Origin of the sequence: Alteromonas sp. H39, assembly GCF_047556435.1 — a bacterium.
Classification (GTDB): Bacteria; Pseudomonadota; Gammaproteobacteria; order Enterobacterales; family Alteromonadaceae; genus Alteromonas.
The window spans coordinates 3,117,457-3,137,505 of record NZ_CP180210.1; the positions used below are offsets into that span (position 1 = coordinate 3,117,457).

Consider the following 20,049-nt stretch of genomic DNA (forward strand, 5'->3'; position numbering starts at 1 on the left):
AAACCAAAGGCCCACGAAAGACTTAATCAATTAAGTATTTTTCAAAATTCGCTTGATCAATCACCAATGTTTAACTATTGTTAACGCGATGTAATTACGGTTACAAAGACAAAAGGTCGATTAAGGGCACACAAAATGAAGAGAAACCAACTATTTAAACCAGCACTGCTCTCGCTTGCGGTTTCTACCGCGATGTATTCGGGACAAACACTTTCTCAGCAAAATGACACTGACGAGGCGCAACAGGATGTTGAAGTTATCGCGGTTAAAGGTATTCGTGGTTCACTGATCCGGGCACAAGCCGTCAAGATGGATAGTTCCTCCATTGTCGAAGCTATCTCCGCTGAAGATATCGGTAAGTTACCCGATTCTTCCATCGCTGAATCACTGGCTCGCCTGCCAGGTCTTGCCGGTGAACGCGTTGGCGGACGTACGTCAGGCATTTCTGTTCGTGGTTTTAAAGAGGACTTCACAGGCACTTCACTTAACGGTCGCGAGTTAATCGGTATCGGTGACAACCGAGGTGTTGAGTATGACCTGTATCCGGCTGAAATCATGACAGGTGCCACTATTTACAAAACCACTGATGCAACCCTTCTGGTACAGGGTATTGGTGGTACGGTTGATCTTCAGACTGTGCGCCCTCTCGCAGCGCAGGAAACGCTGACATTCACTGGCGTGTACGAGAAAAGCGGAAACGATTCTGATAACCCTGAGTTTGATAACACCGGTAAACGCTTTGCCTTATCATTCGTAGAAAAATTCGCCGATGACACCGTGGGGATTGCCGTGGCACTGGCCACTACAGAGTCACCACGTAACGAACGTAAATATGGTGTATGGGGTTATTCAGCCAATGATGATGGTCAGATTATGCCTACAGGCCTTGATACGCAGGCAATTAGCCGCGTACTGGACCGTGACACGATTTCGGGGATTTTCCAATGGCGCCCTACCGATAATTTAGACATCGTAGTGGACGTACTGGACATTGATTATTCTGATTCCGGTGTGATCCGCGGCTTTATCGAACCGTTTGCGGCGGCCAACGTTACCGGCACCGGAATTAATGCGTCAGGCACACAGGTTAATGCTAATCCGGTATTGCGTACTGACCCTGCACAAAAAGACGGCGAACTGCAAACCTTAGGCTTGAATGTTACTTATAATGTTAACGATAACTGGACTGTGGAAGTCGACGTAGCTGATAGCGAATCCAGCAAACGCGACCTGCGTGGTGAATCATACGCCGGCCTGGCCCGCTCAGGTGCGCTAAGTGCAGGCGAGTTTGGCTCCCGCCAGTTCCAAATGAGCACAGACGGTGTTTTCTTCACCGGCAGTTCAGGCTTGGGCGCCTTTGCCGATCCTAACTTGCTGCAACTGACCGGTCCACAAGTATGGGGCGGTGGTATGGCAAATATCGCCGATCAGTTCACCACCAATGTATTACAGGCTAATGGCGACCCCTACAGCTACTTCAACGCGCAGGATGGTTTCTTAAACTACGCGGACTTTGATGAAGAGTTAACCACTGCCCGGGTAGAGGTAGTAGGCTTTGTAGACTGGAGTGTATTTACCAAGTTTACCGCTGGCGTTAACTACAGCGATCGCTTCAAAGCGAAAGACAACAAAGGCTTCTTTGCAACGGCTTCGTCTTATCCTTACTCAGAATCAATCCCGACAGAATACCTGTATAACGGACTGGCTGACCTGACCTGGGCAGGCATGGGTATGGTTGTCGCTTACGATGGCTTTGCCCCTTACCGCGATGGCGAGTATACGCTGAATGACGCAGGCCTGCTTGAGCCTGACCGCTTGGGTGATACTTTCACCGTCGATGAAGAAATCGTCACGCTATATGCCATGCTCGATTTCGACACGCAAATTGGTGGTTTCAATGTATCTGGTAACGTAGGTGCCCAGTACGTGCAAACGGACCAGAGCTCAACCGGCTATATCGGGATTGTTGGTGACAACTTTTCGGTATGTGATGCCGATGGAAACGGCGTGGTCGATGCAGACTGTATCATCGAGGACGGCGATGACTACTCGCACTTCCTGCCAAGTTTGAACGTGAATGTCGAGCTGGCTGAAAACCGCTACCTGCGTCTTGCAGCGAGTAAAACTATGAGTCGCGCCCGTATCGACCAAATGAAAGCGTCCGGTTTTGTGAAGTTCGATCAGAACATTGAATTAATTGCGACTCCGAACTCTCAGGCTGCGGTTGAAGAATACGGCTCACCCTGGTCAAAGAATACGGGCAACCCGACACTTCGCCCTCTTGAGGCCAATAACTTCGATATTTCCTTTGAGAATTACTTTGATGATGAAGGCTACTTCGCCATTGCGGTGTTCTACAAAGACCTGGTTAACTGGACACGCGACGGTAATCAGCTAATCGACTTTACCAATGATCCAACCAACGATGGGGCTAACTACTTCATTCCGGGTTTCCACGATCGCGTCATTGATGTTGCCGGAAACTATGGTCCTGAGGATACGCCGTACGAGGTCGGCGACCTGGTAACGCCACCCGATTTGGGATATTACTCTTTCTTTGAGGATGGCCTTGAAGGTGAGCTAAAAGGTGTTGAGTTAACCGCCAACATTCCACTGAGTATGGTTTCAGATATGCTGGAAGGTTTTGGTATTGCCGCCTCTGCCACCCTGCTTGATGCCGAACTTGACGATGGTACGTCCATCCCTGGGCAGTCTGATGAAATCTACTCTGTAACAGCGTACTACGAAATGAACGGCTTTGAGTTTCGTGTTGCTGCTACCGACCGTTCTGAGTACCTGACATATCAGCGCGGCGGCTCAAATAAAATTGAGGCTGCAACCCGTGATGCGGTGACTCAGGTCGACGCGCAAATCAGCTACGACTTTGAAGACAGCGGCATAGAATATCTGGAAGGCCTTCGTATTTCTCTGCAGGGAACCAACCTGACAGATGAAAAAGAAGAAACTATCGACAGCAATGGCATTGTTACGCTGCGTCGTGAGTTCGGCCCTTCTTACATGCTTAACCTGAACTACTCTTTCTACTAAACCAAGCGCTTAGGTGGAGCCCCTGTACTTTTGCAGGGGCTTCTTGTTTCGACATGGCAACCCGTTTACACAACGAGACGATTCCATACGTTTTCATAAATGATTAATTTTCCTTTTGGCTTTACTTTAGGTAGCGTCAAAAGCAAAGTTACCCTATTGATGTTCTTTTCGGAAAAATCGCATGCAAAACCCCGTACGAAAGCTGGTTATTGCAGGTGGCGGAACAGCAGGCTGGATGGCCGCGTCGCTGTTGCGCAAAACCTTACCCAAACATATTCATGTTCGTCTTGTAGAATCTGAAGAAATCGGCATTGTCGGCGTGGGCGAGGCAACTATCCCGCCTATTCAAACTTTCAACCAGTTCCTGGGTATTGATGAAAAAGCGTTTCTGAAAGAAACGCACGCCACAATTAAGCTGGCAATCAGCTTTGAAAACTGGCGTGTACCAGGGGAAAAGTACCTTCACACCTTTGGCGCACCAGGTGCACAACTGGGCTTCAGCGGTTTTCACCACTACTGGATGCGAGCCAGGAAAGAGGGCCTGACGAAGGCATCGTTGTGGGATTACGATCTTAACGCACTGTGTTGCGACTTGGGCAAATTCAATAAAATTAACACCCAGAACCCGATGTTTGATATGCAGTACGCCTATCATTTTGACTCAGCGTTATACGGCAAATTTTTGCGCAAAGTAGCCGAGCAACTTGGTGTTGTGCGCACTGAAGGAATGATTGAACATGTGCGTCAAGACTCGGAAACAGGCTTCATTACCGCTTTACAGCTTAAAAATGGTGAGGTGATTGAAGGTGATATGTTTATTGACTGCACCGGCACCCGCGCATTATTAAGCCAGCAAACACTGGGCGTAAAATACGAAGACTGGAGCCATTGGCTACCCGCTGACGCTGCGTTGGCGGTGCCGTCCAGACGGTTTGAAAACACGCTGCCTTATACCCGCAGCATTGCTCATAAGGTCGGCTGGCAGTGGCGCATCCCCCTCACGCACCGAAACGGCAATGGTATTGTCTACTCCAGCCAGTATATGAACGATGATGAGGCGCACGACACGTTGATGGCGAACCTGGATTCCGAGGCGCTGGATACGCCACGTAAAATCAGCTTCAGAACCGGGCGCACCGAGCAGCAATGGCACAAAAACGTGGTGTCAATCGGCCTTTCCAGCGGATTTCTGGAGCCCCTTGAATCCACCAGCATACACCTTATTCAGTCTGGCGTAGTGCGCCTGATGAAAATGTTTCCTAATCAGGGTATTCAGCAAAGTATGGTGGATTTGTTTAACGCAGAGTCGAAACACGAGTTTGAAACCATCCGCGATTTCATCATTTTGCATTATCATGTGAACGAGCGCGACGACTCAGATTTCTGGCGGGACATGCGGGCCATGTCAGTACCTGAACGCCTCAAACAAAAGATCGATGCATTTCGAACCACGTCTGCAATTTTTAACGAAAACAACGATATCTTCCGCGATGCGTCATGGGTGCAGGTGATGCTGGGACAAGGACTCACTCCAGTCGATTATCATCCTTCTGCTGATTTGCCAGACGCTGCAACGCTGACACAAACACTGAACAAGATTTATGATGCAAAACACCAGCCCCTGGAAAAAATGCTGGCCCATGATGAATTTCTGAAACTTTATACGGGAGCCTGACGTGTCGTCTCCTTTCCATATCGTCATACTGGGAGGCGGTACCGCGGGCTGGATGGCCGCCAATCTGTTTGCTCATCGTTTACAGGACGAAGCGGTACAGATTTCACTCGTAGAGTCACCCGACATAGGGATTGTTGGCGTTGGTGAAGGTTCAACACCAACTTTGAAGCGCTTTTTCAGTGATCTCAACATTCCGGAGTCAGTCTGGATGGCTGAATGTAATGCTACCTATAAAGTGAGTATCCGCTTTTCAGGCTGGAGCCCCGGCATGGGACCAGATGATTACAGTCACCCGTTTATTTCACAACTGGATACCTTTAGTGAAAGGCCGTTTCACGTTAACTGTCGTACCCGGCGGTTGGGGCTGGACGTAGAGACCTCACCGGACAAGTTTTTATTTAATGGGTATCTGGCTGATAAGCAACTTGCACCGGTGACGCCAGAAAACTTTCCGTTTCGCATCGAATATGGCTACCACTTTGACTCTGCTAAACTGGGGGAATTTCTGAAACATCGCGCGATTAAGCACGGTGTAAACCATGTTCAGACACAGGTAGAAAGTGCGACGACGCATCAAAATGGTGACATTGCCGAACTAACAACCAAAGACGGACAACATCTTGCCGGTGACTTTTTTGTCGACTGTTCTGGGTTTCGTGCCTTGCTGCTGCAAAACACACTCGGGGTTAAATTTCGCGCTTTTAAAGAAAATTTATTTAATGACGCCGCAGTGGTACTGCCTACTGGAGCAATGAAAAACCCACCTGTTGAAACCCGCGCCACCGCGCTATCTACGGGATGGTGCTGGCAAATACCTCTGACTAACCGTACCGGAAATGGGTATGTCTACAGTCAGGATTATCTCAGCGCTGACAGCGCAGAAGAAGAGCTACGTCGACATTTAGGCTTGCTTGACGCCGATATTCCGGCCAGACACTTATCCATGCGGGTTGGGCAGACCGAGCAGCACTGGAGTCATAATTGCCTCGGGCTAGGGTTATCGCAGGGATTTATTGAGCCCCTGGAGGCCACGGCTCTTCACCTCGTTCAAATCGGCATTGAGACTTTTCTTGATGCCTTTCTCGAAGGCGGTATGACAAACAAAAATCAGCTTTCATACAATAAGGCGATGTCCGAACGCTTTGAGCGTGTGCGTGACTATATTGTGGCGCACTATAAACTAAACACGCGTGACGATTCTGACTACTGGCGTGATAACCGCAATAATATGACGCTATCTGAGCCCCTGCTTCAGTTACTCGATGTGTGGTATCGCAAGGGGGATTTAACTCAGGAGATTCAACGACAGAATCTGGCGTCTCACTTTGGTTCAACCTCTTGGCACTGCCTGCTGGCAGGGTACGGTACTTTCCCACCGGTGGCGCCCAATCAGCCGGGCACCGGCGATTTGTTTGAGGAAAATGCGCTGGAAGAATTTTTCACGCGCTGTGCACTCAACTTTGCGCCTCACACCCGGCATCTTACCGGTAAATAATGCCAGCGTTCAGATACACCGACATCCCAGCAGTGTTTTAAGCCGCTAAGCCTGTATTAACCTGAAATTATTCAGGGGCCGTCACGCACGACGAACATAATAGTATGAGCGTGGTGTGACAACGTCCGGGTATGTCAGGTGGTTTCACCGGTTTTCAGTTCAAAGGACAATTCCGCGGAATCGGTACCACCATCAAGCAAGGTTGTCGCGGCAAGCGCGCCTTTTTCCAGGCTTGACTGACAGACAGTGGTCAGATACGGACGGGTTCGAAGTGCCTCGTCAATGCCATCAAACCCGGTAATTTTCAGCTCTTCAGGCACCTTAATACCTTTTGCCATGGCACATTGCAGTAATTCCAGAGCAATGATGTCACTCATGCATAAAACCGTATCCGGCCGTGGCGAGCTTGACAGGACTTCTCTGGCTGCCTGACGTGCGTAATTACTGTCACTCTCTGGTATGTGCCAAATCCAGTCACCGCCCACTGTGTTTCCGGTTTCATGGATGGCGCGCATATACCCGTCCAGACGCCGATGAGAAATAGAGCGCGCGGTTTCAACCAGTGGGCTGTCATAAATGCGACAAGTCGTGGGGGCATCTATCAGTCGCAACCCCAGTATGGCAACTCTGTCACCTTTCTCCAGCGCCAGTTTTGCCACCTGATAAGAGGCTTCCTCGTTATCGATGTTGATAGCAGGGCAACCTTCAATATTAAAATCAACAGCGACTGCCGGTTTGCTCTGCTGAATGATTTCCTGGGTCAGACCGGCATTGCGGGGGGCGCCGTAACAAATGAAACCATCAACAAAATCAACTACATCCTGTATGCTTTTTGAATCTCCGGCGTATAGCAGCAAATGCTTATTCTGCTTCTGAAGTACACTGGACACCCCTTGTATAAACTTGCTCGCGACCGGATCGCTCACCATATATTCGATACTGTCTGCCAGTACAAGCGCCACGATATTCGACTGGCCCTTTCGCAAAATCTGTGCAGCCTTATTCGGCCCGTGATAGCCAATTTTTTTGCAGGCAGCGAGGATCGCTTCCCGCCTCGCGGCAGAGAGCTGATCGGGACGATTGAATGCATTAGAAATTGTTGCGGTTGAGACATCGAGCTTTGCGGCAACATCTTTCAACGTAAGTTTGAGTTTTTTCATATTATTACTTCAATTTCAAAGTTCGTACCTGACGTTACATCTTCATGTTTGACGTTTAGGGAGAAGACGCAGGACATCGCCTTGCCTCACTGGCTGCGGAATCTTTCCACACTACTCTCTACGACTGGCCTAATCAATACAGAATATTTAAATGATGCTGACAGAGCGCCGTGCGGGCAAGACTTAATCGTTTAAAGTTCCTTTAACTTGCAATGGCACTAAGAAGCTGACGCTGGCCATTCTAATGAATGCAGAGACGGTTGTCTTGCAACCGGAAAGGCGGGCAGCGGCGTATTACGCGCGCTGCTATGACTGAAAGTATATGTATATCTGCAAACTGCAAAAACAACAGAGACGGCTTACCGTGTACCGAAAATTTTATCTCCCGCATCACCAAGCCCTGGAAGGATATACCCCTGTTCGTTAAGCTTGTCGTCAATAGAGGCCGTGAAAATATCGACATCCGGGTGGGCGTCGGTGACGGCCTTTATTCCTTCAGGCGCAGCCACTAAAAAAAGCCCCATAATATGGGTACATCCCTTTTGCTTTAGCAGGTCGATAGTGGCGATAAGTGTGCCGCCTGTAGCGAGCATGGGGTCGACAATAAGCGCTATGCGCTGCTCAATATCTTTCACCACTTTGTCAAAATAAGGCACAGGCTCAAGGGTTTCTTCATCCCGGTACAACCCAACTACGCTGATTTTTGCATTAGGAATCAGTTCCATAACCCCATCCAGCATTCCCAGTCCGGCACGCAATATGGGCACCACTGTAATTTTCTTCCCCTTTATGCGTTTGACTGATATCTCTTCGCCGGACCAACCTTTAATTACAGCCGTTTCTGTTGGCAATGCGCGGGTTGCTTCATAGGTCAGTAAATTGCCAACTTCGCTGGACAATTCCCTGAAATCTTTACTACTGATATTGGCATCACGCATCAAACCAATTTTATGCTGGATTAGCGGGTGGGTAATCTCATGAACGGCCATAACATTCTCTTGTTTATGGGAAATACTAATATGTTACGTCATATCGGCGTCGCTATGAACCCTGTGCCGTTCTTTTCCAGTGCGTTCCAGGTTCGGTTGCAGGCTGCCAACCGGTTGCCTGGTAATGCGCTTTTCTGGCTTTTGAATAACCAATATTAAGTCATTATGTCGCCAGTGGAGATATCCGAGCGCTGCCAGACTGATAAATCTTGCTAATGTCCGCACCATCCAGGTTCGAAGATTCTTTTTGCGCAGATAGTTATTTTTCAGGTAGCCCTGGTTAATCAGCAGACCATTATTGCGGCAATACTGCTTGAGTCCTGTCTGGGAAAGTACGGGATCATAAGTGACGGGGTAAGGCGCATGTCCGGGCAAACCAGCAGTTCTAATCCCTTTGACATAACGGTAGTAGCCAACATGGCACCAATGTGGCGTATGGCGCGCCAAAAAGCCGTATACAGAATATCGGTCCGGTATTTTGAGGATTATCAACCCTCCAGGCTTCAGCCAGCGTGTGAAGTTATCCAACACCGCCTGAGCATCGCGAACATGTTCAAGCACAAAGGCATTGTATATTATGTCGAAGCTGTTATCAGGGAACGATGCTGTCGTCAGATCACCAATAATGGCGTTGTCTAAATCATTATATTTTTGCATTCTGAGTGACAGTGCGGCCTCATCCAAATCTATCCCTGTGAGCGAGTATTCAATGCCCGCAAGGGATAATGTCCACTTTTGTCCGCAGCCTGCTTCCAGAATATGCAATGGGGTGTGAGGTTGGTGTAACGCTCTGATTTGTGACTCAAGTAACCGCGTTTCCGCAGCGGTATTATTTAGTAATATAAAGTGGTTGGTCATGATGGCCTTTCCCTGGCACGCCACGAACAACCTTTCACGCAGCATTTATTAGTGGGTTACGAATTGCGGTATCCGTTGTATTTACTATCTCATACCAGTATCAGTTCATATTACACCAATAAAAAGAGAACTAAGTTACCTAATAAGAGGTATATACTCTTTTTTGACGTTCACACACTCAACATAGTGTTCGCTTTTTCTTTGCTTAGTTTGAATTGCTAGCTATGGTAGAGAGTGCAACGACATCCTGCAGTAAAGGATTTTATTTATCTCGTTTTCAAGGAATGACCGCATGTCCCTCAAAAAACTGTTTTCTTTTTCTATGCTCACTTTTTGCAGTAGCTTTATTGCTCAGGCAGAAGAATGGCAAACCATCCCTGTTCCGGACTCAATGGAAATTACATTGCCGGGTGGAGAACAAAAAATCATTCAGCCATCCTGTGCGATGGATGAAGTTCCTGTTCCCGGCCCCGATGGAAATCCAATAATGCTTCCCAACGACTTCCGTTTTTATTTCCAGCCCGGAGACAGCGATAACTTACTCATCTTTTTACAGGGTGGAGGGGCTTGCTGGAACGATGCAACCTGCGTCGATTCACTTATACTTCAGCAAGACGGTAATCCGCAATCCCGACCTACTTATAACCCGTCTATCTATACAGAGAACGATCCCAGACAGGTGGGTGGCATTTTTAACGATGCACGAGAAGACAACCCGTTCCGAGACTGGAACAAAGTATTTGTTCCTTACTGCAGCGGCGACTTACATGTGGGCTCCAGTGACAACGTATATACCGACAATACCGGAGCGATCACCGGGCAACCCGGCGCGCCAGTTCTTATAAAGCATCGCGGCCACGACAATGTTATGGCTGTCAGAGAATGGTTGAAAACCAACTATCCAGGCAAAAACCCAAGAAACGTGCTGATCTCAGGAAGCAGCGCCGGTGGCTACGGTGCGACGTTGAATTACCCTTATTTCGAATCTGCTTTCAGCCGTTCCCGGACCGCGCTGTTATCGGATGGCGCGATGGGGGTAATGACGCAAGGCTTCGTCGATGACGTACTCACAGATGGTGGTCCCTGGAACCTGGAAGCCACCCTTCCTCGCCAGTATGAAAGAATGCTGGGACGGTTTTACGCATTTTCGCTAAACAATCAGCTAATGAAAGCATTGACGTATCAATACCCGTTTGACAGGTTTGCGCAATATTCCACTGGTCTTGATGCCGTACAAATTCAGTTTTTCAAAATTGCAGACCAAATCGATAGGGGCAATCTGGATCCTGCCTCCTGGCAATTATCAGAATCAGAATTTTTGTATTTCCTGACCTGGCACTTCCGAATGGCTACTTCCATCAATACGCTTTCAGTGTTTACATGGAATTATCAGTATTACCTTGGCGAAGGCACCTGTCATACGATATTGACTGACTTCTGTGAGCAAACTGAACTTCCGGTGAGCAGTCCCAGCCCATTTTTCAATGAAACAAGTGCCGGAGGCGTGCCGTTTAAAGACTGGCTTTACGACTTCGCCACTAAGCGCAATTTCAGAGAAAATAGCGTAAGTTATACTAACTAAGTTGTCGTATAGTCCCGGCAAACTGCAGCCTGAACAACGGTAATCGATACACTGTGCCCCGTTGACCAGGCTAGCGACCAAAAGACGTGTCTTTCAGCACGTCTTTTTTATTACTACAGCGATAAGCTCGCGCCATCCGGCAGCGTCAGTTCGATTTTCATTTCACCACCAACAGCGGCCAAATAAGCAGCGGCTCGATGCAGAGGCACGTCCTGAATCCGCTTAGACTCTAACTTACTCACACCGGATGCCGTCACGCACAACGCCATCGCTACCACTTCCTGCTTTACCCTGTTTTGCCTTCTGATTTGTCCTAACGTTAATTCTTTCATTGTCTTGTCTCTGCAGCGGGCATTAAAAAAGCCCAGATTGGATAACCATTCTGGGCTTTTGCAAAACGTTATACCTGCGATGCCCAGAAGCGATACTTGCCCCTGAACACCAGCGTCAGGCGCAATCAGTAGGTAATATTAAAGACGTAATTGTTAATAACGATTTGCATGAGAATTCCTTCGTGTGTGAAAAGTGCAGCCGCGCTGCGTTAACTTCATACTAACCATACCATGATGGATAACAATCACAATCACTTTCCAATTGGTAAAGTTTCAGCACCCTTTTGGCGCCGTCCGGTTTTCGATTTTATTGCCACTGCTTTACACATTGCTGCACTTGTTTGGGCCCTTCAAGCTTTTGAAATGCAAGCTGATATTTTGCAACTATCTGCTCATCAGTGGGCGCACTTATGGCAATGTTGAGGTTGGTATCGAGTTCTTGGGCGCGATACACAACCTCAAGGCTGCGCTCAGGCATCCCTAGCGAAGCGATAGCATTTTGCATATGATCGCTGGAGGCAATCATAATGTCTGCCCGCCCTTTTAACAGCATTCTCACGCGGCTACTTTCATCGATATTACTCTCAGTAGACGACATCAGATAGAGGTTCTGAAAACCTTGATTAGAAAGGTATTGGTGGGTGGTTGCATCTTTTACTACTGCAATACGATAATGTCGGAAATCCCGGATATCCTCACCTCTGGCGATACCACTGTTGCTCAGTGTCCAAAAATAAAGAGTCTCCCGGGCGATATTCCCTATCCAGTGAAACAAAGGCTCGCGCTGTTCATTTCTGCCGATGGAAAATATGAAGGTGCCCGGCGTGGAAACGGCGTACTGATATGCCAGACTCCATGGCATCACATCAATGGTGAGTGTATCGCCATTTTCCTGAACAAGCTGTCGTACTAACTCTGTTGCGCAGCCAGTAAGGCTTCCACTTTCGTCATACATCTGAAACGGGCTAAACAGTTCCGTTACGGCTCTGATGTTTGCTGCGTGGACAACAGAAGAACTGATTAACGTTAATAATAAACATGTCATCCTGATAGATAAATACTTCACGCTCATCCTCGAAAACACCGCAGTAAGACAAAGCGTCAGCCTGCTATTCTCATCGCTGACGCGAATACACTTATCAAATACCAAGCCAGGCTACTTCAAACTCTTTGCAAAGCCCTGAGTTATGCGCGTGCAAGTAAAAAGTGTTCAAATCTTATACTACTACAGTTATTGTTCAGCCGCACCTTCCACTGGAAAACAACCAATACTTACATTCCACGCACGGAAAATACATGTTTTATGCTGTTAGCCACAAAACATATTTTAAAGCCCGTGACCAGCAAGGACCGGTTTGATTTTGTTTGGCAAGGAGCTGCATACCGATACTGAAGCTATGCAGGTATACCGCTTTTTAAACTATTTAAGACGAGAGCAAATTGATAACGTCGTGGTTTGCCTGATATAAACCTTTTCTTTACCTGTCAGCAAGTGCTTTGAGATCCTCAGGCCTGTTGATATTGGCAAATGACATATCGTTTCCGGCGCTTACCAAAGAACGCGCGCCGATGCGCTGCAACACCGACTTAACCGAGGGTTCCGGAGAGACGCTGAGCAGCTCACGCAGCTTGTCCAACAGCAGGTTCCGAGTGGGTATCGCCACTGGCAGGTAGTGACTGTCAAAATAGACGGGAGCTCCCTGTATCTGAGACTGCCCGATGAGGTAGCGAAGCAACGCTGGTGTGAGTCCTGGCATATCTATGGGCACGAACACAGCGATATGCTCTGACGCTGGCATCATCAGCAACTGATTCGCTATGGCATTGCCCGGCCCCAAAAAAGGGGCGAGGTCTGGAATATCGGCATACCTGCCGCCCACCACGAATATACGCGGCGCAACCGTGGAGAGCGTCATTTTCATGTGATTGAGCAGCGACACCCCTTGCCACTTAACGTCGGCTTTATCCCTTCCCATCCGTGACGAGCGACCGCCCGCCAGGATGAAGCCGGATACCGGTGGAATATTGTCTGTTTCCAGTGACATAGTTGCAGCTTTCCCTGGCCTTAAAACGAGGTGCTCACCCAGGCCCAAAGTTTGTCTGTATCCACGTTGATATCACCAGCTGAGTAACGTGCATATTTAAGACCCACTGTGACATTATCGAGAACCGCTTTGGTATAGACCAGGTCAACTTCACTGCCCAGATCGCTCACCTCGACAGTGCTTTCATCGGCATCGAACTGGTGATAAACAAGGCTGCCTTTGCCACCGGCCAGTGTGGATGAGAGCGAGATATAGGCGTCTTTCAGACCCTGCGCTGGGGTTGAGAGAAACAGATCTGCCCACCCGTTAAACTTATGCAGCGTTGCCAGTGGTGTTGAAAATCCGTAAACACCATCATCAGAGCCAAGCACTTCGTAGCCTGCCAACAGGGTCACGCCGGAAAACGTGGCGCTGCCCTCCAGCATCCAGTAGCTGGCATCAACATCGAGTGTTGCAGTTTCACTGGATTGGGTGGCATATTCGGCGGTGTAACTGTACTTCACATCGTTGAAAGTAACGGCTCCGGTATAACGCACACCAAAGGTATCCAGGCTATTCGGTGTGGCATTATCTATTTCAAGTAAATAGCCATAAGCCGTAAATTTTCCAACCGGCGATTGGTAGCTGATGTTGATAAGGTGATCTTTTGAATCCAGATCCGCCGCTTGCGCAAATATACGATTTCGCTGGTTAACATAGGCATAAAAGGCGCTGATATCTTTGCTTATCTGGTAGTTCAATGAAATCCCGTCGAAGGTCTGACGATCCTGACGCCAGCCAACATGACCAACAAAACGGTGAGAGTCCAGAGCAATAACCTGACGCCCCGCCCTGACGGTATAGGAATCAGACTGGTATTGCACAAATGCCTGATCCAGTTCGGTGGTTTCCGGATCGGCTATCACGGAATACTGACCAACGTTGTAGCCAGTAGGCCCAACACTGTAATCCCCCTGTCCCAGAACAATTCGACTGTCCTCGACTTCTGCCGTGACAGAAAACCCTTTGTAACTGCCGCTTTTAAGGCCCAGAAAAGTGCGCAGGGTTAACGCATCGGCATCTGCCACTGCGTTGTCCTGAGATACAGACTCATAACGTAAGTTCATACTGGCACTGGCAGAACCTTCGGCAAGGGCATCGAGAAGCTCAGAGGCGTTGGCTTGTCCGCAAAGCGCAGCGAGCACACACATGGATACAACGGGAAATTTCAGAGTAAAACGTGTTGATGTTGACATAGTGGTTCCTAAATTTTAGGTGAGTTAACCCCGCCGGAGCCGCCAGGCACCAGCTAACCTTTTGATTTAATTTACGTTAAGCGACGTTAGTCTTTTTTGAAGAGGCGCCCCCGGAAGCACGCTTACGGTTTGTCACGGTTTCTATTTTCTTCTGCTTTTCATACAGGAAGGTGAGTACCTCATGACGGTAATGGTTGTAAGCCGGATCGTCAGCCAGCGCGAGTCTGTCGCGGGGACGCTCCAACTCGACATCCAACACTTCACCAATGGTGGCAGAGGGTCCGTTGGTCATCATCACGATGCGATCTGACAGCAGCACAGCTTCATCGACATCATGCGTTATCATAATGACCGTATTACCGAGCTCGGCGTGAATATCCATCAGCGAATCCTGCAAATGTGCGCGAGTCAGCGCGTCCAGCGCGCCAAAAGGCTCGTCCATCAGTAACACCTTTGGCTCCATAGCAAGCGCCCGGGCAATCCCCACCCGCTGCTTCATGCCGCCGGAAATTTCTGATGGCAACTTATCCAGCGCATGCGTCATATGCACCAGTTCCAGGTTGTGCAGTATCCAGTCGCGAATTTGCCTTTTCGACTTTTGTCTTTGGGTTTGTTTCACCGCCAGTTCTACGTTCTTATAAACCGTTAGCCATGGCAGCAGAGAATGATTCTGAAATACCACTGCACGCTCTGGCCCCGGCTCTCTTACCTCACTGCCATCCAGAATAACGCCACCCTGAGTAGCATTATGTAATCCGGCAATGATGTTCAGCACCGTGGACTTTCCACAGCCAGAGTGACCAATAAGTGAAATAAACTCACCTTTCTGTATTTTCAGATTCACATCTGTAAGTGCATTGAATGGCCCCTTCGGCGTGGGAAAATCAATACCGACCTGGGTAAGTTCTAAATGTTTCGTTTGCATAATGATGTCCTCAATCCGAATTCGTGTTAGCGCAATACCGCAGTTTTATCCCAGCTAACCCAGCGCTGGACAGACAACATCAGCCGATCAAGTAAAAAGCCGATCAAACCAATCGTCAGCACGGCCACCATGATCCTGGCCAGCGATTCTGAACTGCCATTCTGAAACTCATCCCAGACAAACTTTCCAAGGCCTGGATTTTGCGCCAGCATTTCAGCCGCTATCAACACCATCCAGCCAATCCCCAGCGATAGTCGAAGACCAGTGAAAATCATCGGCACCGAGGCGGGCAACACGATCTTTCTGACATGGCTGAGCGGCTTAAGACGTAACACCTTGCTCACGTTCACCAGGTCAGAGTCAATATTCGACACCCCCACTGCGGTATTAATCAGGGTCGGCCACAAACAACACAGCGACACCGTGAACGCTGAGGTGATGAACGATTTTGAAAACATTGGATCGTCGCTGACATAAAGGGCACTGACTACCATCGTTACCAATGGCAGCCAGGCCAACGGAGACACGGGCTTAAATAACTGAATTAATGGATTGAAAGCCGCATAGGCAGACCGGCTCAGGCCACAAAGGATCCCCAGCGGAACCGCGATCACGCTGGCAATCAGAAAGCCAATCATCACGGTGTACAAACTGGTCCATATCTGATCAAAAAAGGTCGGTGCTCCGGTATACTCACGAACTTTAGCGTCATAGTCAGGATCCAGCGCGAGACGCTCTGCGTTACGCTCCTCCTGACGGCTGTAGAACGCCTTCGCCTTCTCTCGCTGAGCCTGATGTTCATCGACCAGCGTAACCACCTGCTCCCATACCTGAGCAGGTCCCGGAAACTGTCCCAGTGACGTATCAATACTTTTTGCCACGCCGTTCCACACCGCAAGGAACAGCAAGATCCCCACTATTGGCATAAGTAACTTAGGTACGCTAGACACCATCGTTCCCCAAAGTGCACTGGTGCGAGTCGGACTCATCTGGCTAAGTGCCTGTACCGTCTTACTCATTGTCTTATCCTCTTTTGCGTTATCGCTTACAGTACGGTGTTACCTTTCAGGCCTATTGCGAATTTCTCCAGATAGGCATTTGGCTGCGTACCATCAAAAACCACATCATCAATAAATTCCGACTGTGGCGGTTTAAAACCGGTCTCGGTCGCGAAGTCAGGGAAGTCACTGGCTGTGGCTTTTCCCTCCGCAATAAGTGATTTCGCAGCTTTTGCATAAATGTCAGGGCGATAAACTTTTTTTGCCGTTTCCATAAACCAGTCATCCGATCTGGGTTCTGCAATCTGCCCCCACCGACGCATCTGCGTCAGGTACCAAATAGCGTCGCTGTAGTAGGGATAGGTTGCGTTGTAGCGAAAAAATACGTTGAAGTCGGGTACGTCACGCTTGTCCCCTTTTTCATATTCAAAGGTGCCCGTCATGCTATTCGCAATCACTTCCGCGTCGGCACCGACATAGCTGCTTTTCGCCAGAATTTTTACGGATTCCGGACGATTGGCATTATTATTTTCATCCAGCCACTTCGCAGCCCGGATCATCGCTTTCACCACACGGATGTGCGTATTGGGGTTTTCTTCTGCCCAGGCTTTACTCACGCCGAACACTTTTTCCGGATTGTTTTTCCAGATCTCGTAGTCGGTGATCACAGGCACGCCAATGTCTTTAAACACGGCCTGTTGATTCCATGGTTCGCCCACGCAATAGCCATGGATTGTTCCCGCCTCCATGGTTGCAGGCATTTGCGGAGGAGGCGTGACTGATAACAATGCCTGTGCATCTATCTGGCCTGACGTATCGCCTTTATGTGGGGCATAGAACCCGGGATGAATGTCGCCTGCGGCCAGCCAGTAGCGAAGCTCATAGTTGTGGGTGGAAACAGGAAATACCATTCCCATTTTGAAGGGCTTGCCCTCACTGCGGTACTTCTCAACAACCGGTTTCAGGTAATCTGCTTTTATCGGGTGAACCGGCTTACCGTTTTGTTGTGGTATATGCGCTTCCATTTGTTGCCAGACGTCATTGGAAACGGTGATCCCGTTGCCATTCAGGTCCATACTGAATGCGGTAATAATATGAGACTGGGTGCCAAAACCAATGGTTGCTCCCAGAGGCTGACCGGCGAGCATATGTGCTCCATCAAGCTGACCATCAATGACACGATCCAGCAGTACTTTCCAGTTCGCTTGCGCTTCTAACGTGACATACAGCCCTTCATCTTCAAAAAAACCTTTTTCGTAGGCAATCGCCAGCGGCGCCATATCTGTCAGTTTGATAAAACCAAACTTCAATTCTTCTTTTTCCGGCCAGCCAAGTTCGTCAGCCACGAGACTGCCAGTCATTGCTGAGAACAACATCGTGCACAGGGAAATAGCACCTGCTGCTTTTTTCATGATTGCTTTCATCTTCACTTTCCTTTAAGCCAAAAAAAAAACCCACCCGCCAGTGATAGCGCGATGCGATATCACTGGCGGGTGGGCTTCGTTGCCGATGGTTCTTACCTATAGCTGCAAGCAGAACCTGATTGTTTGTGTCAGCCAATACGAAACGGACCGACAGTATTTCTTAAACTAAACCATTTTTAGTGCCAGTTTTAATTTGTTCTTTAAAATCTTGTACTTACCATTATTTTACACCATCCCTTCTGACTATCCTGTATCAAACCTGTGCAGCTGCTGCACTATGGTTGCGCGAAGCGGGTCAAACAAGCCAGCCTGACTTCCTCTGCGTCGCGATTACCCGTTTACTATTACTGGCTGCGCTTCTTGTAACAGCGAGAGGTTTACGTGTTGACGCGCCGACACTACCCTGCCAATGATCACCAGTGCAGGTCCTTGTACATCGGCTTCACATACACGTTCAACTATGTCTGTTACTGTTGCAGTAATCACTTTCTGATTGCGGCAACACGCGTTCTCAATAACGGCCACCGGCATATCGTTACTGATTCCATGCGCTAACAATCGTTGACTTAACTGCTCCAGGCGCTTCAACCCCATGTAAACGACTGTGGTCTGATGGGATGCCTGTCGGGCAATGGCTCCCCAGTCAGCCTCTTTCGAAGGGTCCTGAAATTGCGCCGTCATCATTGTCAGCGCCTGTGCACTACGTCTGTCCGTGAGGGGGATGCCAGTATATGCCGAGGCCCCGGAAGCTGCAGTAATTCCAGGGACAATAGCAAAGGGGATCGCGGCGGCTTCCAACGCCTGCGTTTCCTCACAGGTACGCGCGAAAACAGCAGGATCCCCACCTTTTAAGCGGACGACACGCTTCCCTTCTTGTGCCAGTCGCACCAGGCGGGAACATATCTGGTCCTGAGGCACACTATGTTTCCCACAACGCTTACCTACAAATTCCTTTGAAACATGGCGCGGTATACAGGCAAGCACAGACTCATCCACCAGCCAGTCGAATAACACCACATCGGCTTCCTGCAATAACCGATACGCTTTGCGGGTAAGAAGCTCGGCATCTCCGGGGCCTGCACCGACAATAAACACCTCTCCCTGATGATCACCTGCTCTCGTATTTGCGCCTGCCGCCAATGGGGTTCCACCACGCGCCTCACGCAAAGATGTCTGCCTACGCAGTAAATGTTGCGCAAAAGCAGAAGTGACGGACTGTAATCGTAAAAGCATCATAGGATCCTCTGTTAAGCCGTGGTTACGGCGCGTGTTTCCGCTTCAATAAGACGGGACAGTTCGGTTTTGCAAGAACCGCAATTGGTACCGCATTTCAGTGAGCGGCCCAGCTTTGAAACCGAGTCACAACCGTCGCGGATCGCGTTTTTAATCGGGAGTTCGCGAATGGAATAACAACTGCAAACCACCGGACCAGAAAGAAATACATCGTCCGGCCGATGATGCAGCAAACCGTGTAATTGCTCTGCAGACAGCGCAGTAGTGCCGGCAAACATCGCATCCAGCCAAGCCAGCGGCACGTCAAAGGGCATGGCAGAAAGCAGAATGACAGCCACGGGCTGCTCCTCGCGCATTAACACCAAGGTGGCTTTTTCACTGCTTTGGTACGTGGTGCAATGAAGGTGCGTATTGATATTACAAAGCAATGAGGCAGTCATCTCATCCAAAGGACGGGGATCCGCCAGATCCATCATTGCGCCATTTTCGGCCGGGATCTTCAGCCAGTAGTGCCAGGGTTCACCAAGGGTACTCACATAGGAAGGATCCCCAAAAATAACTCCGTAAGAAGCCATCCCGGCGGGTGTGATTTTTACCGCGCCATGCTTGAGTTCCGGTTGTCCGGAAACAGGGTCATGTGCGCCATTTAACAATAATCCCACTTTGGCATGGGACCCCCAGGTCGCAGACCAGTGAATGGGGGCGAAGACTTCCCCCCGGCGCTGAGCGTCATCCACTTTTACCGGCAACAGCACGTTATCGTCGCTACACTGTGCTTGCAGCGACACCAGTTCGCGGGCTCTTACGTCCAGTTTTTCTGCATCCACAGGGTGCATGGTAAGCGCCGGGCGCTCGATGTGTCTGAGTAGTCGTGGCGCGTTTCCGGTTCGGGTCATGGTGTGCCACTGATCTCGGATCCGCCCTGTATTGAGAATGTACGGATAATCGGCGGACGTTTGTTGCGCCGGCAGTTCGGGGACGACAGCGATAAACCGTGCTCTAGCATCTGCGGTGTAAAAACGCCCGTCTGAAAACACCCGTTGCTGGCCA

16 protein-coding genes and 1 pseudogene are annotated in these 20,049 nt (G+C 49.2%); 4 read left to right on the forward strand and 13 right to left on the reverse strand.

All coding sequences use genetic code 11. The features are described 5' to 3' along the window. Window positions 1-135: 135 nt before the first annotated feature. The 3 genes from ACLBLI_RS13725 (at window position 136) to ACLBLI_RS13735 (ending at window position 6,218) form a co-directional block, all read left to right on the forward strand. Window positions 136-3,048, forward strand: coding sequence for a TonB-dependent receptor (locus ACLBLI_RS13725; RefSeq protein WP_414828158.1), 2,913 nt, complete (start codon window positions 136-138; stop codon window positions 3,046-3,048). Between the two features lie 181 nt (window positions 3,049-3,229). Then, a complete protein-coding gene (locus ACLBLI_RS13730; protein ID WP_414828159.1) occupies window positions 3,230-4,723 on the forward strand; it encodes a tryptophan halogenase family protein in 1,494 nt (497 codons plus the stop codon). A 1-nt stretch (window position 4,724) separates the two neighbouring features. Beyond that, window positions 4,725-6,218, forward strand: coding sequence for a tryptophan halogenase family protein (locus ACLBLI_RS13735; protein WP_414828160.1), 1,494 nt, complete (start codon window positions 4,725-4,727; stop codon window positions 6,216-6,218). A 134-nt stretch (window positions 6,219-6,352) separates the two neighbouring features. Here ACLBLI_RS13735 and ACLBLI_RS13740 read toward each other — a convergent pair whose 3' ends face one another. From ACLBLI_RS13740 to ACLBLI_RS13750, 3 genes are all read right to left on the reverse strand, one after another. After that, entirely contained in the window at window positions 6,353-7,378 is a 1,026-nt protein-coding gene (locus tag ACLBLI_RS13740) for a LacI family DNA-binding transcriptional regulator (protein ID WP_414828161.1), read from the reverse strand. 359 nt (window positions 7,379-7,737) lie between these two features. Continuing rightward, window positions 7,738-8,367 (reverse strand): uracil phosphoribosyltransferase, encoded by a 630-nt coding sequence (gene upp, locus ACLBLI_RS13745; RefSeq protein WP_414828162.1) that lies wholly within the window; start codon window positions 8,365-8,367, stop codon window positions 7,738-7,740. A 33-nt stretch (window positions 8,368-8,400) separates the two neighbouring features. Continuing rightward, window positions 8,401-9,225 (reverse strand): class I SAM-dependent methyltransferase, encoded by an 825-nt coding sequence (locus tag ACLBLI_RS13750; protein ID WP_414828163.1) that lies wholly within the window; start codon window positions 9,223-9,225, stop codon window positions 8,401-8,403. A 292-nt stretch (window positions 9,226-9,517) separates the two neighbouring features. Here ACLBLI_RS13750 and ACLBLI_RS13755 point away from each other — a divergent pair, with 292 nt between their 5' ends. Further along, complete coding sequence (locus ACLBLI_RS13755; protein ID WP_414828164.1) at window positions 9,518-10,807, forward strand: pectin acetylesterase-family hydrolase; 1,290 nt, start codon at window positions 9,518-9,520, stop codon at window positions 10,805-10,807. A gap of 113 nt (window positions 10,808-10,920) precedes the next feature. Here ACLBLI_RS13755 and ACLBLI_RS13760 read toward each other — a convergent pair whose 3' ends face one another. The 10 genes and pseudogenes from ACLBLI_RS13760 to ACLBLI_RS13805 form a co-directional block, all read right to left on the reverse strand. Further along, window positions 10,921-11,139 carry a helix-turn-helix domain-containing protein gene (locus ACLBLI_RS13760; protein ID WP_218310094.1) on the reverse strand — a complete coding sequence of 73 codons (219 nt, stop codon included), beginning with the start codon at window positions 11,137-11,139 and terminating at the stop codon, window positions 10,921-10,923. A 307-nt stretch (window positions 11,140-11,446) separates the two neighbouring features. Then, window positions 11,447-12,205 carry a substrate-binding periplasmic protein gene (locus tag ACLBLI_RS13765; RefSeq protein ID WP_414828165.1) on the reverse strand — a complete coding sequence of 253 codons (759 nt, stop codon included), beginning with the start codon at window positions 12,203-12,205 and terminating at the stop codon, window positions 11,447-11,449. A gap of 412 nt (window positions 12,206-12,617) precedes the next feature. Further along, window positions 12,618-13,184, reverse strand: a complete 567-nt coding sequence (locus tag ACLBLI_RS13770; RefSeq protein WP_414828166.1) for a molybdenum cofactor guanylyltransferase — start codon at window positions 13,182-13,184, stop codon at window positions 12,618-12,620. A gap of 20 nt (window positions 13,185-13,204) precedes the next feature. After that, a complete protein-coding gene (locus ACLBLI_RS13775; protein WP_414828167.1) occupies window positions 13,205-14,419 on the reverse strand; it encodes an alginate export family protein in 1,215 nt (404 codons plus the stop codon). A gap of 76 nt (window positions 14,420-14,495) precedes the next feature. After that, the gene (locus ACLBLI_RS13780; protein ID WP_414828168.1) at window positions 14,496-15,344 is read right to left on the reverse strand and encodes an ABC transporter ATP-binding protein; all 849 of its coding nucleotides are present in this window, start codon (window positions 15,342-15,344) and stop codon (window positions 14,496-14,498) included. A 26-nt stretch (window positions 15,345-15,370) separates the two neighbouring features. Beyond that, the gene (locus ACLBLI_RS13785) at window positions 15,371-16,363 is read right to left on the reverse strand and encodes an ABC transporter permease (RefSeq protein WP_414828169.1); all 993 of its coding nucleotides are present in this window, start codon (window positions 16,361-16,363) and stop codon (window positions 15,371-15,373) included. 26 nt (window positions 16,364-16,389) lie between these two features. Further along, window positions 16,390-17,718: a CmpA/NrtA family ABC transporter substrate-binding protein gene (locus ACLBLI_RS13790; protein WP_414830968.1), complete on the reverse strand. Its 1,329-nt coding sequence runs from the start codon at window positions 17,716-17,718 to the stop codon at window positions 16,390-16,392. 378 nt (window positions 17,719-18,096) lie between these two features. Continuing rightward, on the reverse strand, window positions 18,097-19,002 hold the full coding sequence (gene cobA, locus ACLBLI_RS13795; RefSeq protein ID WP_414828170.1) for a uroporphyrinogen-III C-methyltransferase: 906 nt from the start codon (window positions 19,000-19,002) through the stop codon (window positions 18,097-18,099). Between the two features lie 11 nt (window positions 19,003-19,013). Further along, the gene (locus ACLBLI_RS13800; protein WP_414830969.1) at window positions 19,014-19,574 is read right to left on the reverse strand and encodes a bacterioferritin-associated ferredoxin; all 561 of its coding nucleotides are present in this window, start codon (window positions 19,572-19,574) and stop codon (window positions 19,014-19,016) included. A gap of 87 nt (window positions 19,575-19,661) precedes the next feature. Next, window positions 19,662-19,895, reverse strand: a pseudogene (locus tag ACLBLI_RS13805) (molybdopterin dinucleotide binding domain-containing protein); the annotation flags it as partial. Window positions 19,896-20,049 lie beyond the last annotated feature (154 nt).